Origin of the sequence: Hyphobacterium vulgare, assembly GCF_042643335.1 — a bacterium.
GTDB lineage: Bacteria > Pseudomonadota > Alphaproteobacteria > Caulobacterales > Maricaulaceae > Hyphobacterium > Hyphobacterium vulgare.
The window spans coordinates 40278-62454 of the sequence record NZ_JBHRSV010000008.1 but is presented as its reverse complement, the minus strand read 5'-3'; the positions used below and the strand labels follow the sequence as shown (position 1 = coordinate 62454).

Annotated in this window: 22 protein-coding genes; 11 read left to right on the top strand and 11 right to left on the bottom strand. The window is 66.1% G+C overall.

The features are described from left to right. Positions 1-155: 155 nt before the first annotated feature. On the bottom strand, positions 156-1427 hold the full coding sequence (locus tag ACFOOR_RS06745; RefSeq protein ID WP_343165457.1) for a UbiH/UbiF/VisC/COQ6 family ubiquinone biosynthesis hydroxylase: 1272 nt from the start codon (positions 1425-1427) through the stop codon (positions 156-158). Positions 1428-1482: 55 nt separating this feature from the next. Next, entirely contained in the window at positions 1483-1839 is a 357-nt protein-coding gene (locus ACFOOR_RS06740) for a hypothetical protein (protein ID WP_343165458.1), read from the bottom strand. Between the two features lie 74 nt (positions 1840-1913). Here ACFOOR_RS06740 and ACFOOR_RS06735 point away from each other — a divergent pair, with 74 nt between their 5' ends. The 4 genes from ACFOOR_RS06735 to xth all read left to right on the top strand — a co-directional run bounded on the left by ACFOOR_RS06735 (position 1914) and on the right by xth (position 6760). Then, the gene (locus ACFOOR_RS06735) at positions 1914-4286 is read left to right on the top strand and encodes an FtsK/SpoIIIE family DNA translocase (protein ID WP_343165459.1); all 2373 of its coding nucleotides are present in this window, start codon (positions 1914-1916) and stop codon (positions 4284-4286) included. 66 nt (positions 4287-4352) lie between these two features. Further along, positions 4353-5009, top strand: a complete 657-nt coding sequence (locus tag ACFOOR_RS06730; protein WP_343165460.1) for a LolA family protein — start codon at positions 4353-4355, stop codon at positions 5007-5009. A 321-nt stretch (positions 5010-5330) separates the two neighbouring features. Further along, positions 5331-5924: a hypothetical protein gene (locus ACFOOR_RS06725; protein ID WP_343165461.1), complete on the top strand. Its 594-nt coding sequence runs from the start codon at positions 5331-5333 to the stop codon at positions 5922-5924. Between the two features lie 20 nt (positions 5925-5944). Next, on the top strand, positions 5945-6760 hold the full coding sequence (xth, locus tag ACFOOR_RS06720) for an exodeoxyribonuclease III (protein WP_343165462.1): 816 nt from the start codon (positions 5945-5947) through the stop codon (positions 6758-6760). On the opposite strand, the gene ACFOOR_RS06715 is transcribed toward xth, so the two are convergent. Further along, positions 6757-7443, bottom strand: coding sequence for a response regulator transcription factor (locus ACFOOR_RS06715; protein ID WP_343165510.1), 687 nt, complete (start codon positions 7441-7443; stop codon positions 6757-6759). The two genes, xth and ACFOOR_RS06715, sit on opposite strands and share 4 nt — an antisense overlap. Before the next feature lie 293 nt (positions 7444-7736). Here ACFOOR_RS06715 and ACFOOR_RS06710 point away from each other — a divergent pair, with 293 nt between their 5' ends. After that, positions 7737-8246: a L,D-transpeptidase family protein gene (locus ACFOOR_RS06710; protein WP_343165463.1), complete on the top strand. Its 510-nt coding sequence runs from the start codon at positions 7737-7739 to the stop codon at positions 8244-8246. On the opposite strand, the gene ACFOOR_RS06705 is transcribed toward ACFOOR_RS06710, so the two are convergent. Continuing rightward, entirely contained in the window at positions 8247-9068 is an 822-nt protein-coding gene (locus tag ACFOOR_RS06705) for an SDR family NAD(P)-dependent oxidoreductase (RefSeq protein ID WP_343165464.1), read from the bottom strand. Between the two features lie 77 nt (positions 9069-9145). On the opposite strand from ACFOOR_RS06705, the gene ACFOOR_RS06700 reads away from it, so the two are divergent. Continuing rightward, positions 9146-9640: a hypothetical protein gene (locus ACFOOR_RS06700; RefSeq protein WP_343165465.1), complete on the top strand. Its 495-nt coding sequence runs from the start codon at positions 9146-9148 to the stop codon at positions 9638-9640. Then, positions 9637-10056: a hypothetical protein gene (locus tag ACFOOR_RS06695; RefSeq protein ID WP_343165466.1), complete on the top strand. Its 420-nt coding sequence runs from the start codon at positions 9637-9639 to the stop codon at positions 10054-10056. The genes ACFOOR_RS06700 and ACFOOR_RS06695 overlap by 4 nt, the downstream gene beginning before the upstream one ends. Before the next feature lie 108 nt (positions 10057-10164). Here ACFOOR_RS06695 and ACFOOR_RS06690 read toward each other — a convergent pair whose 3' ends face one another. Further along, positions 10165-11493, bottom strand: a complete 1329-nt coding sequence (locus tag ACFOOR_RS06690) for an alpha/beta hydrolase (protein ID WP_343165467.1) — start codon at positions 11491-11493, stop codon at positions 10165-10167. A gap of 71 nt (positions 11494-11564) precedes the next feature. Between ACFOOR_RS06690 and ACFOOR_RS06685 the strand changes: the two genes are divergently transcribed. The 4 genes from ACFOOR_RS06685 to ACFOOR_RS06670 all read left to right on the top strand — a co-directional run bounded on the left by ACFOOR_RS06685 (position 11565) and on the right by ACFOOR_RS06670 (position 15233). Beyond that, positions 11565-11843, top strand: coding sequence for a metalloregulator ArsR/SmtB family transcription factor (locus ACFOOR_RS06685; protein ID WP_039712510.1), 279 nt, complete (start codon positions 11565-11567; stop codon positions 11841-11843). Further along, the gene (locus tag ACFOOR_RS06680; protein WP_343165468.1) at positions 11840-12526 is read left to right on the top strand and encodes an SdpI family protein; all 687 of its coding nucleotides are present in this window, start codon (positions 11840-11842) and stop codon (positions 12524-12526) included. Before ACFOOR_RS06685 ends, ACFOOR_RS06680 begins: the two co-directional genes overlap by 4 nt. Positions 12527-12593: 67 nt before the next feature. After that, positions 12594-13832: an argininosuccinate synthase gene (locus ACFOOR_RS06675; RefSeq protein ID WP_343165469.1), complete on the top strand. Its 1239-nt coding sequence runs from the start codon at positions 12594-12596 to the stop codon at positions 13830-13832. 108 nt (positions 13833-13940) lie between these two features. Continuing rightward, the gene (locus ACFOOR_RS06670) at positions 13941-15233 is read left to right on the top strand and encodes a hypothetical protein (protein ID WP_343165470.1); all 1293 of its coding nucleotides are present in this window, start codon (positions 13941-13943) and stop codon (positions 15231-15233) included. Positions 15234-15429: 196 nt separating this feature from the next. Here the strand turns inward: ACFOOR_RS06670 and ACFOOR_RS06665 are convergent, their stop codons facing one another. The 6 genes from ACFOOR_RS06665 to ACFOOR_RS06640 all read right to left on the bottom strand — a co-directional run bounded on the left by ACFOOR_RS06665 (position 15430) and on the right by ACFOOR_RS06640 (position 22066). Then, a complete protein-coding gene (locus ACFOOR_RS06665; protein ID WP_343165471.1) occupies positions 15430-15867 on the bottom strand; it encodes a hotdog fold thioesterase in 438 nt (145 codons plus the stop codon). A gap of 96 nt (positions 15868-15963) precedes the next feature. Further along, entirely contained in the window at positions 15964-16998 is a 1035-nt protein-coding gene (locus tag ACFOOR_RS06660; protein WP_343165472.1) for an SDR family oxidoreductase, read from the bottom strand. A 105-nt stretch (positions 16999-17103) separates the two neighbouring features. Next, a complete protein-coding gene (locus tag ACFOOR_RS06655; protein WP_343165473.1) occupies positions 17104-17301 on the bottom strand; it encodes a DUF1049 domain-containing protein in 198 nt (65 codons plus the stop codon). Positions 17302-17328: 27 nt separating this feature from the next. Next, complete coding sequence (locus ACFOOR_RS06650; RefSeq protein ID WP_343165474.1) at positions 17329-18504, bottom strand: osmoprotectant NAGGN system M42 family peptidase; 1176 nt, start codon at positions 18502-18504, stop codon at positions 17329-17331. Next, positions 18501-20288 (bottom strand): N-acetylglutaminylglutamine synthetase, encoded by a 1788-nt coding sequence (gene ngg / locus ACFOOR_RS06645; RefSeq protein ID WP_343165475.1) that lies wholly within the window; start codon positions 20286-20288, stop codon positions 18501-18503. Before ngg ends, ACFOOR_RS06650 begins: the two co-directional genes overlap by 4 nt. Beyond that, positions 20285-22066 (bottom strand): N-acetylglutaminylglutamine amidotransferase, encoded by a 1782-nt coding sequence (locus tag ACFOOR_RS06640; protein WP_343165476.1) that lies wholly within the window; start codon positions 22064-22066, stop codon positions 20285-20287. Before ACFOOR_RS06640 ends, ngg begins: the two co-directional genes overlap by 4 nt. Positions 22067-22177 lie beyond the last annotated feature (111 nt).

Here is a 22177-nt window from a genome sequence, read left to right as displayed (position 1 = left end):
AATCTCAACCCGTTCCTCAACGCTGAAATGTCGATATCGCTGTCCCATCGCAACACCCTAGGAAGGTGTTGCACTTCGTTTGAGAACTCAGGGAATCCAGAAAACGCGTCAATCTGGATCCCGACGTCCGTCGGGATGACGTCATCGTAATGTCCCTAGGCCGCGAGGCTTTCGCCCTTCAGAAGCTTTGGCAGGTCGCCGATCTCGCCGCCGGCATGGCGCATGAAGAAGCGGCGCGCCGGCGGGATTTTGTCGACGATGGACAGGCCGAGCCCGCGCGCGAGGCGCAGCGGCGCGATGTCGTTGGAGAAGAGCCGGTTGAACACATCGGTCGCGGCGACGAGCGCCATCGAATCCATCCGCCGCCAGGCCTGATAGCGCTGAAGGCCGACTGCCGAGCCGAGATCGAGGCCGAGCCGCTTCTGTTCGGCGGTGATCTCCGCCAGCGCGGCGGCGTCGCGGATCCCCAGGTTGAAGCCTTGTCCCGCCAGCGGGTGAATGCCGCGCGCAGCATCGCCGCAATAGGCGATGCCGTCGGCATGGAAACGCTCGGCCACTTTCAGCGTCAGCGGATAGGTCCAGCGCGGCCCGGTCTCGTTCACGGCGCCGAGGAAATCGCCGAAGCGGGCGCGCAGCGCCTCCTCGAACCCGTCCCGGTCCATCGCTTTCAGCGCGTCGGCAGCCGCGGCCTTTTCCGTCCAGACCAGCGAGGACCGGTTGCCGGTCAGCGGCAGGATGGCGAACGGGCCGGACGGCATGAAATACTCGTACGCCACGCCATTATGCGGGCGTTCGTGCTCGACCGTCGCGACAATGCCTTTCTGGCCGTAATCCCAGCCGAAGCTGCGCGTGCCGGCCTGGCGCCGCACGGCGGAAAATTTCCCGTCGCACGCCACCAGCAGCTTGCCGCGCAGCGTCCGCCCGTCTTCCAGATGCAGGTCGGTCGAGGCGGAATTGCGCGTCCAGCCGACCGCCTTGACCGGAGCAAAGACGGCAATGTCGGGCCGCGCGGCAATCGCTTCGGTCAGGGCGAGGCGGGAGTGGCGGTTCTCCGCCATCCAGCCGAGCGGTTCTCCATCCGCGCCGGGATGGATTTCGTGCCGGTCGAAATGCAGCGTGAACGGGCCGGGCCCGCCCGCGCGCATCCCGTCCTCCGGCCGCCCGTCGCATACGAGGATGTCCTCGATCCGCTGGGTGAACTCGCGCAACCGCTCACCGGCGCCGAGCGTGTCGAGCATGCGCATACTGGTATAGGCGAGCGCCGAGGCGCGGCCATCGAACCGGTCTTCCAGCTGGGTCTCGAAGGGCAGGACATCGACGAGCGCCACGCCAACGCCGGCGGAATGCAGCGCCAGGGCGAGCGTCTGGCCGGCGAGGCCGCCGCCCGCAATCACCACATCGCCGTCGAAGGAAAGCCGCTGTGTCATGGCCCGGGAGACTAGCTTTTCGCGCGGGAATGAAAAGCGGGGCGCACTGCCGCAGTCAGTCGCGCACCCACGCTTCCAGCTTGTCGCAGACGCATTTCAGCGTCTCGCGGGTGAAATAGCGCATGCAGGCGACCCCGCCGATCCGGCCCTCATGCACCGGGCAGTCGAGATCAAGCCGGACGCCCGTCTCGCCATCGCGCCAGACCACGACCTGCAATTCGCTGCGATCGACCGAAATGGCCACATGCCGGCCGCCCTTCGTCCAGCGCGACGTGTCGCGATAATCCGACCATGGGGCGGGTCTGCGCAGCAGCCCCCGGCGGGCGCGCGGCGGGTCGGGCCGGAAGCCCCAGCGCTTCAGGAAAGGGCGCAGATAGCGCACCACGGCGGCGATTCCGAATGTCTCTGTCATGATCCTCCAGTCCCGCTGCCAAGCTTAACCGACATTTACCTTCGACTCACGCTTTTGCGGCTAGATCGGCGGTCATGGCCAGCTATGACGCCGCATCCCAGCACGATATCGACGCGAAGGTCCGCCGCGACCCCTCGCGCCTGGCCGCGCGCCTGCGTTCGGGACTGATCGGACTCGTCATGATCGCCGCCGGAGCCGGGCTCGCGGCCGCGATCTTCGGCCACAACGCGCTCGATCCCAGCCTCAACGTGGCGACCGATGCCGCTCCGCTCAACCCGCTGGGCGGTTTCGGCGCCATCGTGTCGGACCTGATGCTGCAATTGCTGGGCTGGGCCTCGGGCGGACCGGTTCTGGCGCTCATTGTCTGGGGCGGCATATTGATCGTCCAGTCGCCGCGCCGCCGCTCGCCGGCCATGCTGGCGTTGCGCGGACTGGCCGCCCTGATCGGCCTCATCGGATTCGCCGCCGCCGTGTCGGCCCTGCCGATTCCCGAAGCCTGGCCCTTTGCCGCCGGACTGGGCGGCGCGCTCGGCGATTTCGCCCTGTTCTCGCTCGCCCGGCCGCTCGGCGAGGCCGGCCTGCCCGTCGCGTCCGGCATGGTGGCGGGTCTGGCTCTGCTGATTGCCATCGCTGGCGTGTTTCTGACCTTCGGTCTACGGCCGCGCGACCTGACCGCCGCGGCCGATACCGCCTCCTATCTCTGGGCCAGCGCCCGGGTCTGGTGGGACCAGCTGACCGGCAAGGTCCCGGCCCCGGAACGGCCCGTGGGTCCGCGCCTTGTCGAACCGGCACCCAGGCCGCTGCGGGCCCGCCGGGAGCGTGCGCGCACACCGGACCCCGAACCGATGAATCCGGCCGTGAAGGTCGCCCCGACGCGCAAGTCCAAGGCGAGCGAGCGGGAAGTCCGCGAGGCGCAGGGCGCTTTGCCCTTCGTGAAAGCGGGCGGGTTCGAATTGCCGCGCCTCGACCTGCTCGCCAAGCCCAAGGCGCGCACCGACGTCATCGACGAATCCGCGCTGAAGCAGAACGCCGAACTGTTGCAGGGCGTGCTGTCGGATTTCGGCGTGAAGGGCGATATCGTCCAGGTTCGTCCCGGCCCGGTCGTGACGCTCTATGAATTCGAACCCGCGCCCGGCGTGAAATCCTCGCGCGTGATCAATCTCGCCGACGACATTGCCCGCTCGATGAGCGCGACCGCGGCGCGCGTCGCCGTGGTGCCGGGCCGCAATGCGATCGGTATCGAACTGCCCAATCCGCGCCGCGAGACCGTTTTCCTGCGCGCCCTGTTCAACTCGAAAGCGTTCGAGGACACCAAGGCGGAACTGCCGCTGGCACTGGGCGAGACGATCGGCGGCGAACCCTTCATGGCCGATCTCGCGCGCATGCCCCACCTGCTGATCGCCGGCACCACCGGCTCGGGCAAGTCGGTCGGCATCAATGCGATGATCCTGTCGCTGCTCTATCGCCTGCCGCCGGAAGACTGCCGCCTGATCATGATCGACCCGAAAATGCTGGAATTGTCGGTCTATGACGGCATTCCGCACCTTCTGACCCCGGTCGTCACCGATCCGAAAAAGGCGGTCACCGCCCTGAAATGGGCGGTGCGCGAGATGGAAAGCCGCTATCTGCGCATGTCGAAGATCGGCGTGCGCAATGTGGCCGGCTTCAACGAGAAAGTTTCCGAGGCCATCGAGACCGGCGAACCGCTCGGGCGGACCGTCCAGACCGGCTATGACCGCGAGACCGGCGAACCGGTTTACGAGACCGAATCCATTCCCGCCGAGCGCATGCCCTTCCTGGTCATCGTGATCGACGAGATGGCCGACCTGATGATGGTCGCCGGCAAGGAGATCGAGGGCGCGGTTCAGCGCCTCGCCCAGATGGCCCGTGCCGCCGGCATCCACCTGATCATGGCGACGCAGCGCCCCTCGGTCGACGTCATCACCGGCACGATCAAGGCCAACTTCCCGACCCGGATCTCCTACCAGGTCACGTCAAAGATCGACTCGCGCACCATTCTCGGCGAGCAGGGCGCCGAACAACTGCTCGGCATGGGCGACCTGCTCTTCATGGCCGGGGGCGGGCGTATCCGCCGCCTGCACGGCCCCTTCGTCTCCGACCGCGAGGTCGAGGACGTGGCGAGCTATCTGAAGAAGCAGGGCGTGCCGGACTATCTCGAAGCCGTCACCGAGGACGCCGATGACGGCGACGGCCCGTTTGGCGGCGGCGAGGACGGGGAAGGCTCGGGCGACGACATGTTCGACCAGGCCGTGGCCATCGTCGCGCGCGATCGCAAGGCCTCGACCAGCTATATCCAGCGCAAGCTGCAGATCGGCTATAACCGCGCCGCGGTGCTGATCGAGCGCATGGAGGACGAGGGCATGATCGGCCCATCTGACCATGCCGGCCGCCGGGAGATCTACCTCCCTGAACGGGACGTGGCCTGAAACGCCAACAATCCATCATGTTTTGAGCCATCGCGCCGCCGCATTTCATGCGTTTATGCTGGTGCCATGATCACGACCCTTCTCCTCTCCCTCGCCCTGTCCGCGCAAGACGCGGGCGCGGCGATTCAAGACGACCTGTCCGAGCCCGCCATCGCTGCCTCGATGACCGAAGACGAGCGCGCCGAAACGCTGGCCGCGATCAATGCCGCGCTGAACGGCATCGACACGCTGCAGGCCCGCTTCGTCCAGACCGCGCCCGACTTTTCCACCGCCACGGGCACGCTGTCGGTGCGCCGTCCCGGCCGCCTGCGCTTCGAATATGACGAGCCGACCCCGATGCTGATCGTCTCCGACGGCACCACGGTGGCCGTGCGCGATACCGCGCTGGAAACCACGGACCGTGTGCCGCTGCGCTCCACCCCGCTGTGGTGGATTCTCGCCGACGATGTCGATATCGGCCGCGACGCATTCGTGCGCGAAGTCTGGGAACAGGACGGCTTCATCCATGTCGGGATCGAGGATCGCGGCGAAGAGGTCGAAGGCAACGCGCTCTTCCTGTTCGACGCCGACACCTATCTCCTGTCGCAATGGTTTGTCACCGACGCGGCGGGAATGACGACCCGGATCGCGCTTGAGGGCGTCGAGACCGGTGTATCGTTCGACCCGCGCCTCTTCGTTCTCGACGACGAAGACGAGCGTGACGATCGCCGCCGCGGGCGGTAGAAGTCCTGTGTCAAAAATGACACGCGCAATAGGTTTCCGATTTTTCATTTGAAAAAGTTCAAGACGCGTGTCTTTAATAACACGGCTGGTTGAGAGCCACACGGATCGGCGTCGTCCCCCCGCTTGCGGATCTCTGGCTCTCAACCACGCCGGTACAATCCCCTCCCGGCGTCTGCGTCCGCCTTCCTCCGGGCCGCAGGGCTGCACAGACAGCGCCCGGCCGCACCCCCTCGCGGCCGGGCGTTTGTGCATCCGGTCTCCCAAGTTGTCGTTCGGTCCCGATTGCGGCAGAAGGGGAGTCCACCGGATGAAAACGCACTCATGACAGACCCTGACATCGAACGCCTGCTCGACGAGATCCCCTTGCTGTACAAGGCGCGGGCCTTCGCCGATGCGATCCAGGACGCGCGCGTCTTCACCCGGCTCGGAGAACCGCTCTCCGTGCCCGAGAAGGCGTTGGTGCGTTCCTACCTCGACGGGCTGGGCTTTCCTGATGCCGATGCGGCTGTCCTCGGCAGCTGGGAGGAGGCCGCCGGGGCTGCAGAAGCGCTCGATGTCGACCCCCAGGGCTGGGAGGCCGAGGAAATGCTCCGGGCCGGCCTGATCTCGCGCGCGCTTGACCAGGTCGATGAGGCCGGCGTGGAAGCCCTGCTTGCCTATGTCGCGATGAAGGCCGGCGAGGCCGCGCAGGACGCCGTCGCCTATTTCTCCGCGCTCGCCGACATGCGCGACGAATCGCTCCAGAACGCCGCGGCCGGCACGCTGGTGCAGGCGGCCAATGGCGCGGCCCTGGTGATCCTTGCCGGCGACGATGGCGAGGATGGCGACCCCCACCCCTTCCTCGCGCGATGGCGGCTGTTCGCGCGCGGACGCTGGCCGGTCGGTCTGGCTGGCAACAGCTACAACATTCTCTGACCCGAAGGATTCTCTCGCGGATGACCGAGCTGACGATCGCCACCTGGAATGTGAATTCGGTGCGCCTGCGCGCCGAGCCGCTGATCGCCCCCTTCGTGAAACAGGTCCGCCCGGACGTGCTCTGCCTGCAGGAGATCAAGTGCCGGAACGAGGAATTCCCGGCGCGCGCCTTCCGCGAGATGGGCTATGAGCATTTCCACGTCCGCGGCATGAAGGGGATGCACGGTGTCGCGATCGCCTCGCGTCACCCGCTCGAAGACCTGTCCGACGAGGATTTCTGCCGCTCCGGCGAGGCGCGCCACCAGCGCGTCCGGGTCAAGGGCGTCGAACTGCACAATTTCTACGTCCCTGCCGGCGGCGACGAGCCCGACCCGGAGATTAATCCGCGCTTCGCCCACAAGCTCGACTTCCTCGAGCGCATGACGCGCTATTTCGAGAACCGGGCGAAGGAAGACGCGCCGATGGTTATAGTCGGCGACTTCAACATCGCGCCGCACGAGCATGATGTCTGGTCGCACAAGCAGCTTCTGAAAGTGGTTTCGCACACCCCGGTCGAGACCGAGGGCCTGATCGCCATGCGCGAAGTGGGCAATTTCCTCGACGTTGCGCGCGAACTCGTCCCCGAGGACGAGAAGCTCTACACGTGGTGGAGCTATCGCTCGCGCGACTACCGCGAATCCAATCGCGGCCGCCGCCTCGACCATATCTGGGTGTCGCCCGCGCTGAAGGACGCCGCCCTGTCGAAGGGCCGGGACGCGTTCACCATCTGGGAAGACGAGCGCGGCCGCGACAAGCCGTCCGACCACGTGCCGGTGACGCTGACGCTCAGCCTCTAGACCTGCAGCCGGTATCCGCCCGACTCGGTGATCAAGAGGCGCGCCTGGCCCGGATCGGGCTCGATCTTCTGCCGCAGCCGGTAGACATGGGTTTCCAGCGTGTGCGTCGTGACCGCCGGATTGTAGCCCCACACCTCGTGCAGCAGCTCGTCGCGCCCGACCGGTTTGCCGCCGGAGCGGTAGAGATATTTCAGGATATTGGTTTCCTTCTCGGTCAGCCGCACCTTGCGGCCATCACCGAGCAGAAGCAGCTTCATCGACGGACGGAACTCGTACGGCCCGATCTGGAAGATCGCGTCCTCGGACAATTCATGGCTGCGCAGATGCGCCCGCACCCGCGCCAGCAGGACCGAGAATTTGAACGGCTTGGTGACATAGTCGTTCGCGCCCGATTCAAGCCCGAGGATCTGGTCGGCATCGGTGTTCTGTCCGGTCAGCATCACGATCGGCGCCGACACGCCATTCTTGCGCATCAGCCGGCAGGTTTCCCGCCCATCCATGTCGGGCAGGTCGACGTCCAGAAGGACGAGATCGACGCGGTCGGCCTTGGCCTGCTTCATCCCGTCGCCGGCGGTCGCCGCTCCGACGGTCCTGAATTCCTCGTGCAGCGCAAATTGCTCGATCAGCGTCTCGCGCAGATCGTCATCGTCATCGACAAGGAGAATGGTCTTCTGGACGTTCATGGCGGCGAGCATATGCCGGTTTTTTCGCGGGAGGCAATTGTTACCGGGCGGTCAGGACTGCCCGGCAGAAATTGCCGGGATCACCGGATTCGCGGTCTCAAAACCCTGAAAAGCCGCCCCCGGATTTCGGCAGGAATATTGCAGGGTTAATGCCGATCGCGTGTCCAGACAGGGCAACGCGTCCGTTCCGTGGTGGGGGAGGCGCCCGGGACGCGGTTGGCCGCCACACCCGGTCGCTCGCGTCCCGCGCCAACCGCTTTGTGATCGTCCGTGATCGTGCTTGTGTCCCCGTCATGACCGACTGGACTGTCTCCGCCTCCGGGCAATTCGACTTCAATGGACAGGTCCTGCGCGCCGCGCTGGGCAAGGCCGGCGTGCGCCCCGAAGCCGACAAGTGCGAAGGCGACAAGGCCACCCCGCTCGGCCGCTGGCCGGTGCGCCGCGTGCTCTATCGCGCCGACCGGGGCGCGGCGCCGGAGACGGCCCTGCCTGTCCGCGCGATCCGCGACGATGACGGCTGGTGCGATGCACCGGAGGATCCCGCCTATAACCGCCCGGTCCGCCTGCCCTATCCGGCGTCGGCCGAGGCGCTGATCCGCGAGGACGGGCTTTACGACGTGATCGTGATCCTCGGGCATAATGACGACCCGCCGCACCCCGGCGCCGGGTCGGCCATCTTCCTGCACTGCGCGCGGCCGGACTACGGCCCGACCCTGGGCTGTGTCGCGCTGGCCAAGCCCGACCTGCTCACGCTCCTGAAGGCAATGAAGCCGGGCGACACGCTGGGTGTTGTGGACGGGTGATCAGTTCCCGGCGGATTTAGCCAGCCGCCGCGTCTGCGAGGCGATCAGCCAGCGCATCGCCGGATCGGGCAGGACCCGGGCGAGGCCCGACATGAATTTGTACCAGGCGCCGACCACCCGCACCGGGACATTGCGCTCGACCGCGTCATAGCCCGCGGTCGCGACCTCCTCGGCGGTGGAGAACCAGTAGGACGGCAGCTTCGACACTGTCGCGCGGGCGCCGTTCACATCGTGAAACTCGCTCATCGTATAGCCCGGCACGACGGCGGAGACGTTGACATTGCGGTCCTGCCCCTCGATCCGCAGCGCTTCAGACACCTTGATCAGCGCACTCTTGATGCCGGGATAGATCGTTCCGGAATACTTCGTATGGCCGGGCGAGGGCGGCAGCAGCGCCGAGACCGAGGACACATTGACGATCCGCCCGAAGCCGCGCTCGCGCATCCCCGGCAGGACGAGATGGATCAGTTCCAGATAGGAATTGAGCATCAACTGCAGGAAGCGCTTCTGGTCGGTCCATTTCGTCTCGGCGAACTCGCCCGGCTGGCCCGCTCCGGCATTGTTGACGAGACCGTCGATCTGACGCCCGGCGTCGGTGACGGCTTTCACGATCTCTTGCGGGGCGGTCGCCTTCGAGAGATCGGCCGCGATAACGAGGCTGTTGACCCCGAATTGCGCCTTCATCTCCTCGGCGAGATCCGTCAGCCGGTCTTCCCGCCGCGCCACCAGCGCGAGATCCCAGCCTTTCTGGGCAAAGACGCGGGCAAAGGCGGCGCCGATGCCGGACGAGGCACCGGTGATAACGACGAGACGGCGGGCCATGGATCACTCCCTTGAAGCTGGCGGGGAAAGTGGGGTGCGGCGTGGGGCGTGTCCAGAGCGCTCTGCGACGGGAAATCGTGGCGCGATGGAAGGAATCCAGCTTCAATCAGAGCGTGAAAACCGCCGCACTCATCACCAAGCCTGCCTTCTGGCTCCGCGCGCTTCGATCATTCGCAAGCTATCTCCTGGCTTGCCTGGCCGCGGCGAGCCTTACCTTCCTGGCGGTTTCCACAATCTCGCCCCCAGGAATTGTCCTTCCAATGACGCACGAGCAGCTCTTGTTCGTCGCGTACCTGCTTGCCCTCACGACGGCTTTCATCGCAGTAGTTTCGGCAATCCCGGCGATAGCCGCGGTCTTCATTGTGAGATCTGCGCGATGGCCGCGGGGCTGGTGCGATGCCTTGGCTGGCGGACTGATCGGGTTGGTCGCCAGCCTTATCTTCCTTCAGGGGCTCAATCTCGATCAATACCACCTGCTGGGTCTAATTTCCGGTATCGCAGGCGCCATCGCTGGCCTCGTCTACTGGCTCGCCAATGCCCGGCCGCGCCCGCCCTATCGGGCCGCACGATGACCCCCTGGGCGCGATTCGTCCGGATGAGCATGGACGGCATGGCCGCCTGGGCCATGGCGGTTGCCGTGGCGACGCTCGTCCTCCTCATCGGCCTCTTTTCGCTCGCCGGGATCATGCCGGACTCGCCCGGCGCCATCGCTGGCTTCTTCTTCGCAGTGCTGGTCTACACGGCCGTGCTCAGCGCCATCCCGGCAACGCTCGCCGTCTGGACGCTGCGCCTGACCCATGCGCCGCGCGGCTGGAGTGATGCGCTCGCCGGCGCGCTGATGGGGCCGATCCTGTCGCACGCCATCCTCGGCGGGTTCGATTTTTCACCGGAGAGTTTCAAGCTCGCCGACATCATGCTCGCCGTCGCCGGCGCGGCAGGCGGCATCGCCTACTGGTATTTCGCCGGGCGGCCGGGACGGCGGGTCTGATTTCGCCAACTGGGGTTCCCGCGAAAGCGGGAATCCGAAGTTGGCTGGAAGCTTCGGGTCCCCATTTTCATGGGGACCCCATGGATGAAGCCAAGCAGTCGGAGACTCTTACTCACACCCCGCCGCGATCAGCCCTTCCATCGCATCGGCGATGGCGTCGAGCGCGTCCGGCGCCATGGCATGCGGCGCGGTCGCGTACTCGGTGATCAGGCCGGTCCGGGTGGACTGAAACAGATGGTTCACGCCGGGAATGACGGTGACGTCCGTCCGCAGACCTTCGCGGGCAGCGCGCACACGGGCCGCATTCGGTCCGGCGAGAACTTGCAGATCGCGTTCGCCGAAAATCGCATGGACCGGCCCGTCATAATCCGCCATGGCCGCCGCCGGGTCGAGGTCGAGCGAGGCGATGGAATAGTCCTGACCCCAGATCGCGCCCTGTTGCCCGGCCTGTGCCTCGGGAAAGCCGCGCGCGACCAGCGCCGCCGTGATCGCGGCGGGATAGTCCTCGACGTCCGGGTCGCTCATCACCGCGAACATCGCGTCCTGCAGCGCCCGGTTCTGGTCGGCGGCCGCCTGACCCGCGCCGGAGGCGAGGAAGATCGCCTCGGACTGCTCGTAGAGTGTCTCGCGCATCGTCCCGGCCATGCCGGCCAGCGGCAGGATGAAGTCCGGATCGGCCGCGTCCGCGGCGAGAAAGGCGATCATCCCGCCTTCCGAATGCCCCAGAAAGCCGGTGCAGGCGGCAATCTCGCTGCGTACGCTCAGCGCTTCGAGCGCCGCAGCGGCATCACTGGCGAGGTCATGGGGCGAGTCCGGAATGACGAGGTCGGACCCGCCGACGCCGCGGTCGTCGAGCCGCAGCGAGGCGATCCCCCGCTCGGCCAGCGCACTGGCCAACGCCCCGAACACGGCCCGCCCGGCGATCGTCGCATCGCGGTCCTGCGAGCCCGACCCGTTCAGAAGAACGACACCGGGGAAGGGCCCGTCGCCCTCGGGAAGGCGCAGCGACCCGGCCAGCACCACACCGCCGGCGATCACCGTGATGTCGCCGTCCGTGCCGATCATCTCCGGCGGCGTATAGCCATCCTCGAACGGCCCGCGCTCCATCTCGAAGGGGAAGCTGGCGCCCTGGAAGAAGCTGCCGGTCAGCCGGTCCTCGCCCTCCGGCGTCAGCGTGATCCGCGCGCCGAGATTGGCGAATTCCACCGTCAGCGTGTTCTCGTAGACCGTGGTGGAACTCGCCGGGATCGGCGTCGCGCTCTGGTCGAGACTGGTCAGCGCGGACTGCAGCCCGCCTTCGGCCGCCATCACCTCCAGTTCCATGCGGAGCTGGGCCGGACCCGCCTGCAGCGTGCCGTGCCACACCCCTTCAAAGGGCGATTGCGCCCAGGCGGGCGCGGAGACGATCAGGGCGAGGATCAGGGCGAGAAGGCGCATGGGACGGCTCCTGCTTAGCAAACTGTATAATTAGACTTTACACTAATTATATCGCGTGGCAATCAGTCGTCATGGCGGATGTCTTCAAGGCGCTGGCCCACCCGGTCCGGCGCGAGGTTCTGAAAGTGCTGCGCGAGGGACCGATGACGGCCGGCGATCTGGCCGACCGCTTTCCGGTCTCGAAACCGACGATGAGCGTGCACTTCAACACGCTGAAGGATGCCGGGCTGATCCGCGCGGAACGCCACGGCACGACGATCCGCTACCGCCTCAATGCCGGCGCCGCGGAAGAGGCGCTGGCCCTGCTCATGGGGCTGGTCGGTTCGAAAGGTGAAGAGGACACGGCATGATGCGCATCGGTTTCCTGATCTCCCTGGCCTGCCTGGTCGCGTCCGGCGCGCTCGCCGCCTGGGGCTGGATGGCGACGCCGGAGGGCGCGCAGATCCCGGTCCATTTCGGCCCGTCGGGCGAGGTCGACCGCTTTGGCGGCAAGGCGGAAGCCTTTCTCTGGATGCCGGCTTTTCTCGCGGGGCTGACCTTCCTGATGGCGCTTGTCCCGAAGATCGATCCGCGCGGCGACAATCTGCGGCGCTCGCGGGGCGTTCTCGTCACGGTCTGGATCATCGGTGCGGTCACCCTTCTGGGTGCGCAGGCGGTGACCGTCTTCCTCGCACTCGGGGGCGAGATTGCGCCGGGCGTCATGGCGCGCGGCGTCGTCCTCTTCATTGTTGCGACGTCGATTGTCATCGGGCTTGTGATCGCCCGCGCCCGGCCGAACTTCTTCGTCGGTGTCCGCACGCCCTGGACGCTGTCGTCCGACCTTTCCTGGGACAAGACCCACCGCTGGGCGAGCCGCGTCTTCCTGGCGATCGGCGTGCTCGGGCTGGTGGCCTTCTTCCTCCTGCCCCCGGCCACGGTCACGATCGGCCTGATCGCCGCCATGCTGGCCGGTTCGCTGGGTCTCGCCGCCTATTCCTGGTGGGTGTGGAAGAACGACCCGGAGCGCGAGACGCTGTCGCCCGATGACGCGTGATCGCCTTGCGCGAAAGGCGGCAAGCGCGTAGTCGCTTGTGCCGCACTTGCGAAGGAAAGGATCAGTGATGGCGAAGGCGCGTGATGTGAAGAAGGTCGTGCTGGCCTATTCCGGCGGACTGGACACCTCGGTCATCCTGAAATGGCTGCAGGACGAGTACGGCGCCGAAGTCGTCACCTTCACGGCCGACCTCGGCCAGGGCGAGGAACTCGAACCCGCGCGCAAGAAGGCGCTCGCCGCCGGCGTGAAGCCGGAGAACATCTTCATCGAGGATGTGCGCGAGGATTTCGTCGCCGAATACGTCTACCCGATGGTGCGCGCCAACGCGCTCTATGAAGGCCTCTACCTGCTCGGCACCTCGATCGCCCGCCCGCTGATCGCCAAGCGCCAGGTCGAGATCGCGCACAAGACCGGCGCCGATGCCGTCGCCCACGGCGCCACCGGCAAGGGCAATGACCAGGTGCGTTTCGAACTGGGCTTCGCCGCGCTCGACCCGTCGCTGAAAGTCATCGCGCCGTGGCGCGAATGGACGCTGACCAGCCGCGAGAAGCTGATCGCCTATGCCGAAGAGCACGGTCTCGACATTCCGCGCGACAAGCGCGGCGAGGCGCCGTTCAGCGTCGACGCCAATCTCTGGCACACCTCGTCGGAAGGAAAGATCCTCGAAGACCCGTCGCAGGAAGCCAGCGACATCGTCTACCAGCGCACCGAGGATCCCGAGAACGCGCCGGACACCCCGCAATATGTCACGATCAGCTTTGAGCGCGGCGACGCCGCCGCCATTGACGGTGTCGCTTGTTCGCCGGCCAAGCTGCTGACGAAGCTCAACGAGCTGGGCCGCACCCACGGCATCGGCCGCCTCGACCTCGTGGAGAACCGCTTCGTCGGCATGAAGTCGCGCGGCATCTACGAGACGCCGGGCGGCACCATCCTGATGGCCGCGCACCGGGGCATCGAGCAGATCACGCTCGACCGCGGCGCGATGCACCTCAAGGACGAGCTGATGCCGCGCTATGCCAAGCTGATCTATGAGGGTTTCTGGTTCTCGCCCGAGCGCGAAATGCTGCAGGCCGCGATCGACCTGTCGCAGCGCCACGTCTCCGGCGACGTCCGGCTGAAACTCTACAAGGGCTCGGTCAATGTCGTCGGCCGCACCTCGCCGCATTCCCTCTACTCGCTCGAACACGTCACCTTCGAGGAGGATGACGTCTACGACCAGAAGGACGCCGAGGGCTTCATCCGCCTCAACGGGCTGCGTCTGCGCCTGCTGGCCGCCCGCCGTCAGCGGCTCGGGGAAAACGACTAGCCGAAAACGGCCCTTCGATTTCTCACGGCATTGTCAGGTGGCGTGTTCGGGCCGGGCAGCTAGTCTGCCCCCGAATTGAATTTCAAAAGCCCTCGGGGGAGGTTCCGCATGTTTCGTTTCGCCCTTCCGGCGCTCGCCGCCTGTTGCCTGACATCCGCACCGCTGCTCGCGCAGGAGGATGACGCCTTCTCCTTGCAAGGCACGGCGACGATGCTGGCCGCCGAGGCAGGCCGCGCGGCCGAGGCCGGCGACTGGGAGGCGGCGCGCCGGGCGCTCGAAGCCGCGCTCGGACTGAAGCCGCAGCACCCGGCCTATCTGTCAGGCCTCGTCCGTATCGGGCTGAACACCGGTGATGCCGACCTGATATTTGATGCACTCGAACGCATGGCCGACGCGGGCATTGCCGTGACCCTGTCCAATCTGGGTGATGCGGACGAATCCCTGCGCGTCATGCAGCCGGACCGCTATGCCGCGCTCGACGCCGCCATGGCGCGACTGACTTCGCCTGAAGGCGAGGCGGAGCGTGAGGCCAGGATTGCCTATGACGGGCTGATCGAGGGCCTCGCCATGGACATCGAGACCGACCGGCTCTTCCTGTCGAGCGTGTCGGGCCGTGAAGTCCTGCTGATCGAGCCCTTCGACCGCGAGACCTACACCGTTTTCGCCGACGCCGAGGACGGACTTTATTCCGTGTTCGGAATGGCGGTCGACAGCCGCAACCGCGTGCTCTGGGTGACCACCGGCGTGCTGCCCCAGACCGGCCTACCCGAGGGCGAGACCGGCGAGACAGCCTTGGTCGCGCTCGACCTGATCACCGGCGATGTCTACCGCCGCTACACGATCGACGGCGCGGACCGGATGGCCGATATCGCCGTGCGTGACGGCATCGTCTACGTCACCGACAGCGGCGCCAACCGGGTCTACCGGCTTCAGACCCTGAACAGCGATCTCGAACTCCTGTCGGACGATCCACGCTTTGCCTCGCTTCAGGGCCTCGCCCTGGCGCAGGGCGGGCTTTACGTCGCGGACTATGCGCTGGGGCTGTGGCGCGTCGATCTCGATGACGGGGCGGCGACCCTCGTCCGTTCCGGGTCGGAAAGCCTGATCGGCATTGACGGGCTCGGCGCGACGCGCGACGGCGAACGCCTGATCGCGGTGCGCAACGGGATGAACCCGCACCAGGTCTTCGCGATCGACTTCGCGCCGCGCGGCCGCATCGTGTCGGGCACGGAAATCCTGCTCCGCGGTCACGCCGATTTCGGCGAACCGACGCTTCTGGACGTCGAGGATGGCCGCGTCTGGCTGGTGGCCAATTCGCCCTGGAGTCAGTATCCGGACGATGGCACCGGCCCGGCCGGCGCGGTGGCTCCGCTCGTCGTGCTGGAGATCGATCTGGACTAGAGAGTCATGGGGGCCCGGTGAAAACGGGAACCCGAAGTTTGAGTTCTCGCAGAAGCCAATTCCTTCTCCCCTCGGGGGAGAAGGTGCCCGCATGGCCCCGCGGAAGCGGGGCAAGGGCGGATGAGGGGTTTTCTTGAAGTCACCCCTCACCCCGGCCCTCTCCCCCGAGGGGAGAGGGGGAAGTACGACGCCCCGACTATTCCCGCTTCTGATCGACAATCGCCATTGTGCAGCGCGACAGGCAGACCAGCTTTCCCTGTTCGTTGGTGATCCGGATCGTCCAGACCTGGGTCGTCCGGCCCATCGCCTCTGGCCGCGCCTCGCCATAGACCCATCCACCCGTCACGGGGCGCAGATGGTTGGCGTTGATCTCCATTCCGACGGCGGCCTTCTTGTGCGGATCGAGGGTTGCGAACGCCCCCTGGCTCGCCAGCGTTTCGGCCAGGGCGACCGAGGCCCCGCCATGAAGCAGGCCGAAGGGCTGCTTCGTGCGCTCGTCGACCGGCATCCGGGCCCGGATCCAGTCATCGCCCGCCTCGAGGATTTCCATGCCGAGATGGCCGTTGAGACAGCCCTTTGCGAATTCGTTGAACGCCTCGATCGGAAACGTCCCGCCGTGCCAGATCGCCGCCATCGCTTTGCCTCCAGAGATACCGGGCCCTTGTCTAGGCGAGTTGCAGACGGGTGAAAACGGCCACGGCTGAATGGCCGGCCCGCGCAGCTGTGCGGTCTACTTCTTCTGCACCACTCCCAGCTCGGCGAGGCTCTCGCCCGACGCGATCACCATCGCCGCCATGCCGCAGGGCTTCCAGTCGAGCTCCTTCCAGATCCGCCGGGTATCGAAGCGGCGCTCGACCCCCAGGAGCGGCGTGATCGACCGGATCGTCGGATTGAACAGCGCGACGAGGCGAACAAACCAGTCGGGCAGTTCTCCGGTGGGGATTTTCCAGCCTTCCGGGCCGAAGCGCGTGTCGAGCACGCCGGCGACATCGCGGAACCAGGCATGCTTCTCGGTACAGATGAACCGCTTGCCGGCTGCGTCCGGCCGCGTCATCGCCGCGAGATGCGCCGAGGCGACATCGCGAACATCGACGATCGGGAAGCCGATGCGCGGGCAGGCCGGAAGCGCCCGGCTCATCAGCTGACGGACGATTTCAAGCGAAGACGACGTGTCAGCCGAAAGCACCGGACCGAGGATCGCGCCGGGATTGATGACGGCAAGCTCCATTCCCTTGGCTTCCGGCGTGGCGATGAAGTCCCACGCCGCGCGCTCGGCCAGCGTCTTCGACTTTTCGTAGGCCGACACGTTCGGCTTTTCGAGATCCGACCAGTCGCTCTCGTCGAACACCCGGCCGCCGGACTTGTCGTGCCCGGCCGATACAGCCGCCACAGAAGACGTCAGCACGGTGCGCTTCACGCCGGCATTCGCTGCGGCTTTCAGAACCCGCAGCGCGCCTTCGCGGGCCGGACGGATCAGATCGTCCTCGTTCTCGGGCTGCACCAGCGGGAAAGGTGAGGCGACGTGCAGCACATGGGTGCAGCCCGTCACCGCCTCGGCCCAGCCGGCATCGGCGGTCAGATCGGCCTCGACCAGCGTCAGCCTTGCCCCATCCGCGCCGCCGCGCTGAAGCGCCTCGCGAACCTCTGCTTCGCGTTTCAGGGATCGCACCGTGCCGCGCACCTCGTAGCCGGCCGCGAGCAGCTGAAGGATGCAATGCTGACCCAGAAAACCCGTCGCACCCGTGACCAGAACCCGTTCGCCCATGACGCTCTCCCGCAATGTGTCGAACGACAATATGAAGCGGATCGCAGCGCGGTCTACCGCAGGCAGGGAGGTTTTCGTGCTGATCGGGCCGGCCAGCGACGCGAACTAGCGCCGGCGCACCACCCGGATCAGCGCCCGGCCGAACAGCGTTCCAAGCAGGAAGGCCCCGATCAGCATGAAGGCCTGATTGGTCGTGAAGGACCACATCAGGAAGTCGATTTCGACAAGTTCGAAATTCTGGATCGCGAAGATCACGATCAGGACGACCGTGATCACCGCGATGATGGTTCTCACCGTACTCATGAAACACTCCCGCATTGCCTGACCGGTCTAGCTGACCGGCATGTCGCCGAACAGTCTTTCCGCTCCTTCGTCGGAATCCTCCGATTCAGCGGGTTCGACCGGCTGATCGGTGAAACCCTCCAGACCGCCCGATGGTTCGGCATCGCGCCCGATCTGCACCTCGCTTGTCGCATAGGCGATCAGCAGGCGCGCCACGCTCTGCAGCGCATTCATGTGAACGCGCTCATAGCCGTGCGAGGCATCGATCCCGAAGGTGACGAGCGCGGTGCGCACGTCGGCGCCGCCCTCAACCGCCGAGGCATTGTCCGACCGGTAATGCCGGAAGACGTCGCGCTGGAAGGGGATGCCCTGCGCTTCGCACAGATCCACCAGCTTGTTGGTCAGGTGATAGTCGAACGGGCCGGTCATGTCGGCCATGCCCAGGGTGACGCCGGTCTCCCGGGAATTCTGTCCCGGCGCGCACGCCCCGTTGTCGACCGCGATCATCGAGGCGACGTCGTGCGTGAGGATCGAGGACGCCCCGACGCCGATCTCCTCGGAAATCGAGAACAGGAAGAGCGTGTCGACCGTCGGCGTGACATCGGCCTCGATCAGCGCCTTCAGCGCCGTCAGCACCGCGGCGACACCGGCCTTGTCATCGAGATGGCGCGACACGATGAAGCCGCTCTCGATGAATTCCGGCTGCGGGTCGATGGCGATGAAATCACCCGTCGCGATTCCGTGATCGTGCAGCCCGGCCGCGTCATGAACGGCGATGTCGAGCCGCAGCTCGACATGCTCCCAGCTGGTTGCCTGCGTGTCGATCTCGTCGCCATAGACATGGCCGGACGCTTTCAGTGGCAGGATCGTTCCGCGATAGCTGCCCTGGCGCGTGAACAGCGTGCAGCGGGCACCTTCGGCAAAGCGCGACGACCAGTGACCGATCGGAACCACGGAAACACGGCCATTCTCCTGCAGCCGGGCGACCTGGGCGCCCAGCGTGTCGATATGCGAAATGATTGCCCGGGCCGGTTGCGCCTTCCGGCCCTTCAGCCGGGCGCGGATCGCGCCCCGCCGGGTCAGCTCGTATTCGACGCCCAGCCGCCCCAGCTCCTCGCCGCACCAGCGCGCGATCCGGTCGGTATAGCCCGACGGGCTGGGTATCGAGAGCAGGGCCGCGAGCGTGTCGCGGAGATAGCCGGAGTCGATTTCGCATTGGGTCATGGGCGGTCTCCGCTGCGTTCGGGCCGGATTGTCTGGGGAAAGAGCAGGTCGACGAAGCGTTCCGCCGTCGGCTGCGGTTCGTGATTGGCGAGGCCGGGGCGTTCATTGGCCTCGATGAAGATGAAGCCCGGCGCATCCGGCGCTTCCACGATGAAGTCGAGACCGGCCACCGGAATGTCGATCGCCTCGGCCGCGGCACGTGCGGCCTTGGCGATCGCCGGGTGCAGGATGTCGGTGACGTCGTGCAGCGTCCCGCCGGTATGCAGGTTCGCGGTCCGCCTGACCTCCAAGCGTGTCCCCTGGGGCAGAACATCGTCAAGGTCGAACCCGCCGGCCGCGACGCACCGTTGCGTCTCGGTATCCAGTGGAATGGTGGATTCCCCGTCGGTCGAGGCTGCGCGCCGCCGGCTGAGCCCCTCGATGAGTTCCCGGACGGTCTTGTTTCCGTCACCATGAATGGCAGGGCGTTTTCGCAGCGCCGCGGCAACGACTTCGCCGCCGATCACGATGACGCGAAGGTCGTCACCGGGGGCGAAGGTTTCGACGATGACGTCCGGACAATAGGTCCGCGCCGTGTCGATCGCCTGGTCGAGCTCGTCCCCGGTCTGGATGTCGACGGTGACGCCGCGTCCCTGTTCGCCCCGCGTCGGCTTGACCACCACTGATCCCGCCCGCTGCATCAGGGTCAGAGCCGCATCCCGGTCATTCCCGTCCACCGCTTCCGCGACCGCCAGTCCGATCTCGGTCATCAACCGCCGCGTCACCGCCTTGTCGTCGCAGCGGCTCATCGCGATGGCGCTTGTCAGTTCACTGAGCGACTCCCGGCACACGATGGCGCGTCCGCCATGCGAGAGCCGGAAGAAGCCGCCCTCGCTATCGAGCACATCGACCGCGATGCCGCGGCGCCGGGCTTCATCCACAATGATGCGGGCATAGGGGTTGAGCCCGGTCTCCAGCGGTTCGCCGGTAAAGAGTTTCTCGTTGATCGGATTCTTTCGCTTCACGGTGAAGGTCGGCGCGCGCTCGAACCCCATCCGTTCGTAAAGCCGGATTGCGGATTCGTTGTCGTGGATCACGGACAGATCCATGTAGCGCCGCCCGCGCGCGGCGAAATGCGCCGCGAGATGGCGGGTCAGCGCCTCGCCGATCCGGGCATGGCTGGCGCGGTGATCGACAGCCAGGCACCAGAGCGAGGATCGGTGTTCGGGGTCGCCGATGGCACGGACGTGATCGACGCCGGTTACCGACCCGATGATCTCGCCGGTCTTGCTGTCCTCCGCGACGAGGTAGGTCATCGCCCGGTTGTCCCGGTTCTTCCAGAAGAAGTCCGGGTCGACCCCGACCATGCCGCAGGAGGCATAGATCCGGTTGACCGCTTCCGCATCCTTGCGCGACCCGAGCTTGCGGATCACGAAGCCGCGCGGTGGGTCGGCGCTCAGCCGAGCCGCCGAGAGATCCAGCTGATAGGTGTGCGAGGGGTCGAGAAACAGGTCGAGCGGCGCCAGGCCGAGGAGGACGTGCGGGTCTCGGACATAGAAGCAGATATCGCGCCGGTCCGGCTCCTCGCGCTTGAGGAGCGCGACAAGATCGGTTGGATCCGGGAATGTCTGTGCAAAGATCAATCGACCCCAGCCGCAATCGATCCAGGCGTCGGATTGCGCTTCGGGCAGTTCGCCCTGTTCGGCGCGAACGACCCGGTCAGGTGTCTGCAGGGCCTTTTCGCGCTTCCGCTTGAGCCGGTGCTGGACGGCCCGGGCGGCCCGGCTGCGCGTTCCGGCGGTCATGCCGCTACCGCGTCGTGGGCGTCGAGCCAGAGCGCCAGCACACCGACCTGCCACAGCTTCGAACCGCGCAGCGGCGTGATCTGGCCTTCCGGATCGGCCAGCAGGGTGTCGACATAGGCGGGTTGAACCAGTTCACGCTGCCGGAAGGCTTCGGACGTGACCGCGTCGCGCACCATGTCGAGATAGGGGCCGCGCAGATATTTCAGCGCCGGCACGGGGAAATAGCCCTTCGGCCGGTCGATCACTTCATGGGGCAGGATGTCCCGCGCGATGGATTTCAGGATTCCCTTGCCGTTCTCGCGCAGATGGTGCTCCGGCGGGCAGCGCGCGGCGAGTTCGATCACCTCGTGATCGAGGAAGGGGACACGCGCTTCCAGACCCCACGCCATCGTCATGTTGTCGACCCGCTTCACGGGATCGTCCACCAGCATGACATTGGTGTCGATTCTCAGCGCTTTCGACAGCGGCCGGTCCGCCCCGGCCTGCAGGAAATGTTCGCGCACATAATCGCCGGCATGGTCCCCGCCCATCCATTGCGGCGCCAGGACGTCGGCCATTTCCTCATGATCACGGTCGAAGAAGTTCTCACGATAGGTCGCATACGGATCGTTCGCCGCATCCATCGGCGGATACCAGTGATAACCGGCAAAGGCCTCGTCCGCGCCCTGGCCGGACTGCACGACTTTCACATGCTTCGAGACTTCCTCGGACAGCAGATAGAAGCCGACGCAGTCATGACTGGTCATCGGTTCGGCCATCGCGTCGATCACGCGCGGCAAGGCGGGCAGGGCGCGCTCCGTGGCCACTTCCAGCTTGCGGTGATCGGTCGCGAACCGTTTCGCGACGATGTCGGAATATTCGAATTCGTCGCCCTTCTCCGTACCCACGGTCTCGAAGCCGATGGAGAAGGTCTTCAGATCCCGTGCGCCGGCTTCCGCCAGCAGCGCGACGATCATCGAGGAATCCAGCCCGCCCGACAGCAGCACGCCCACCGGGACATCGGCGACGAGACGCCGCTTCACCGACAGGCGCAACGCCTCGGCGATGCGCGCCTTCCAGTCCTCGAATCCCAGCCCGCGTTCGTCCTCGGCGGTGGTGTAGTCCGGGGTCCAGAAACGGTGCTGCTTCTGGCGCCCGTCCGGTTCGATCTCGAGGATCGTCGCCGGCGGCAGTTTCCGGATTCCGCTGAACAGGGTGCGCGGCGGCGGCACGACTGCGTGGAAGGAGAAATAGTGGTTTAGCGCCACGGGATCGATCGAGCGGTCGATATCCCCAGCCGCCAGAAGCGCCGGCAGGGTCGAGGCAAAGCGCAGCCCGCCGGGACGTTCCGCCAGGTAGAGCGGCTTGATACCCAGACGGTCGCGCATCATCGTCACCCGGCCGCTGTCGCGCTCGGTGATGACGGCAGCGAACATTCCGTTCATGCGCCTGGGCAGGTCGCGCCCCCAGGCGTGAAAGCCTTTCAGGATCACTTCGCTGTCGCTGTCGGAAAAGAAGCGGTAGCCCTTGCCCTCGAGCGCCTTGCGCAATTCGCGGTGATTGTAGATGCAGCCGTTGAAGACCAGGGTCAGGCCCAGCTCGCTGTCGACCATGGGCTGCCGGCCCGCTTCGCTGAGGTCGATGATCTTCAGCCGCCTGTGCGCGAGGCCGTGCCGGCCGGTAATGATCAGCCCGTCTCCGTCAGGTCCGCGCGGAGCCAGACGCTGCGCCATCCGGGACAGGACTTCGGGATCGACCCTGTTTCCATTAAAGGACAAGTCACCGGCAATGCCGCACATAGAGTATTTACCTCGCGTCTTGTAGTCATTTGTCTGTATTTCAACCGGAATTGACCGGCGCGGATGGATACAGGTTAATATAAGGGTGAAATGCCGGTTTCAAGGAAATCG

Excerpts from the sequence above, each read along its gene's own strand:
- ACFOOR_RS06745 (WP_343165457.1), bottom strand. The coding sequence starts at position 1,427 with ATGACACAGCGGCTTTCCTTCGACGGCGATGTGGTGATTGCGGGCGGC.
- ACFOOR_RS06740 (WP_343165458.1), bottom strand. The coding sequence starts at position 1,839 with ATGACAGAGACATTCGGAATCGCCGCCGTGGTGCGCTATCTGCGCCCT.
- ACFOOR_RS06735 (WP_343165459.1), top strand. The coding sequence starts at position 1,914 with ATGGCCAGCTATGACGCCGCATCCCAGCACGATATCGACGCGAAGGTC.
- ACFOOR_RS06730 (WP_343165460.1), top strand. The coding sequence starts at position 4,353 with ATGATCACGACCCTTCTCCTCTCCCTCGCCCTGTCCGCGCAAGACGCG.
- ACFOOR_RS06725 (WP_343165461.1), top strand. The coding sequence starts at position 5,331 with ATGACAGACCCTGACATCGAACGCCTGCTCGACGAGATCCCCTTGCTG.
- xth (WP_343165462.1), top strand. The coding sequence starts at position 5,945 with ATGACCGAGCTGACGATCGCCACCTGGAATGTGAATTCGGTGCGCCTG.
- ACFOOR_RS06715 (WP_343165510.1), bottom strand. The coding sequence starts at position 7,443 with ATGAACGTCCAGAAGACCATTCTCCTTGTCGATGACGATGACGATCTG.
- ACFOOR_RS06710 (WP_343165463.1), top strand. The coding sequence starts at position 7,737 with ATGACCGACTGGACTGTCTCCGCCTCCGGGCAATTCGACTTCAATGGA.
- ACFOOR_RS06705 (WP_343165464.1), bottom strand. The coding sequence starts at position 9,068 with ATGGCCCGCCGTCTCGTCGTTATCACCGGTGCCTCGTCCGGCATCGGC.
- ACFOOR_RS06695 (WP_343165466.1), top strand. The coding sequence starts at position 9,637 with ATGACCCCCTGGGCGCGATTCGTCCGGATGAGCATGGACGGCATGGCC.
- ACFOOR_RS06690 (WP_343165467.1), bottom strand. The coding sequence starts at position 11,493 with ATGCGCCTTCTCGCCCTGATCCTCGCCCTGATCGTCTCCGCGCCCGCC.
- ACFOOR_RS06685 (WP_039712510.1), top strand. The coding sequence starts at position 11,565 with ATGGCGGATGTCTTCAAGGCGCTGGCCCACCCGGTCCGGCGCGAGGTT.
- ACFOOR_RS06680 (WP_343165468.1), top strand. The coding sequence starts at position 11,840 with ATGATGCGCATCGGTTTCCTGATCTCCCTGGCCTGCCTGGTCGCGTCC.
- ACFOOR_RS06675 (WP_343165469.1), top strand. The coding sequence starts at position 12,594 with ATGGCGAAGGCGCGTGATGTGAAGAAGGTCGTGCTGGCCTATTCCGGC.
- ACFOOR_RS06670 (WP_343165470.1), top strand. The coding sequence starts at position 13,941 with ATGTTTCGTTTCGCCCTTCCGGCGCTCGCCGCCTGTTGCCTGACATCC.
- ACFOOR_RS06665 (WP_343165471.1), bottom strand. The coding sequence starts at position 15,867 with ATGGCGGCGATCTGGCACGGCGGGACGTTTCCGATCGAGGCGTTCAAC.
- ACFOOR_RS06660 (WP_343165472.1), bottom strand. The coding sequence starts at position 16,998 with ATGGGCGAACGGGTTCTGGTCACGGGTGCGACGGGTTTTCTGGGTCAG.
- ACFOOR_RS06655 (WP_343165473.1), bottom strand. The coding sequence starts at position 17,301 with ATGAGTACGGTGAGAACCATCATCGCGGTGATCACGGTCGTCCTGATC.
- ACFOOR_RS06650 (WP_343165474.1), bottom strand. The coding sequence starts at position 18,504 with ATGACCCAATGCGAAATCGACTCCGGCTATCTCCGCGACACGCTCGCG.
- ngg (WP_343165475.1), bottom strand. The coding sequence starts at position 20,288 with ATGACCGCCGGAACGCGCAGCCGGGCCGCCCGGGCCGTCCAGCACCGG.
- ACFOOR_RS06640 (WP_343165476.1), bottom strand. The coding sequence starts at position 22,066 with ATGTGCGGCATTGCCGGTGACTTGTCCTTTAATGGAAACAGGGTCGAT.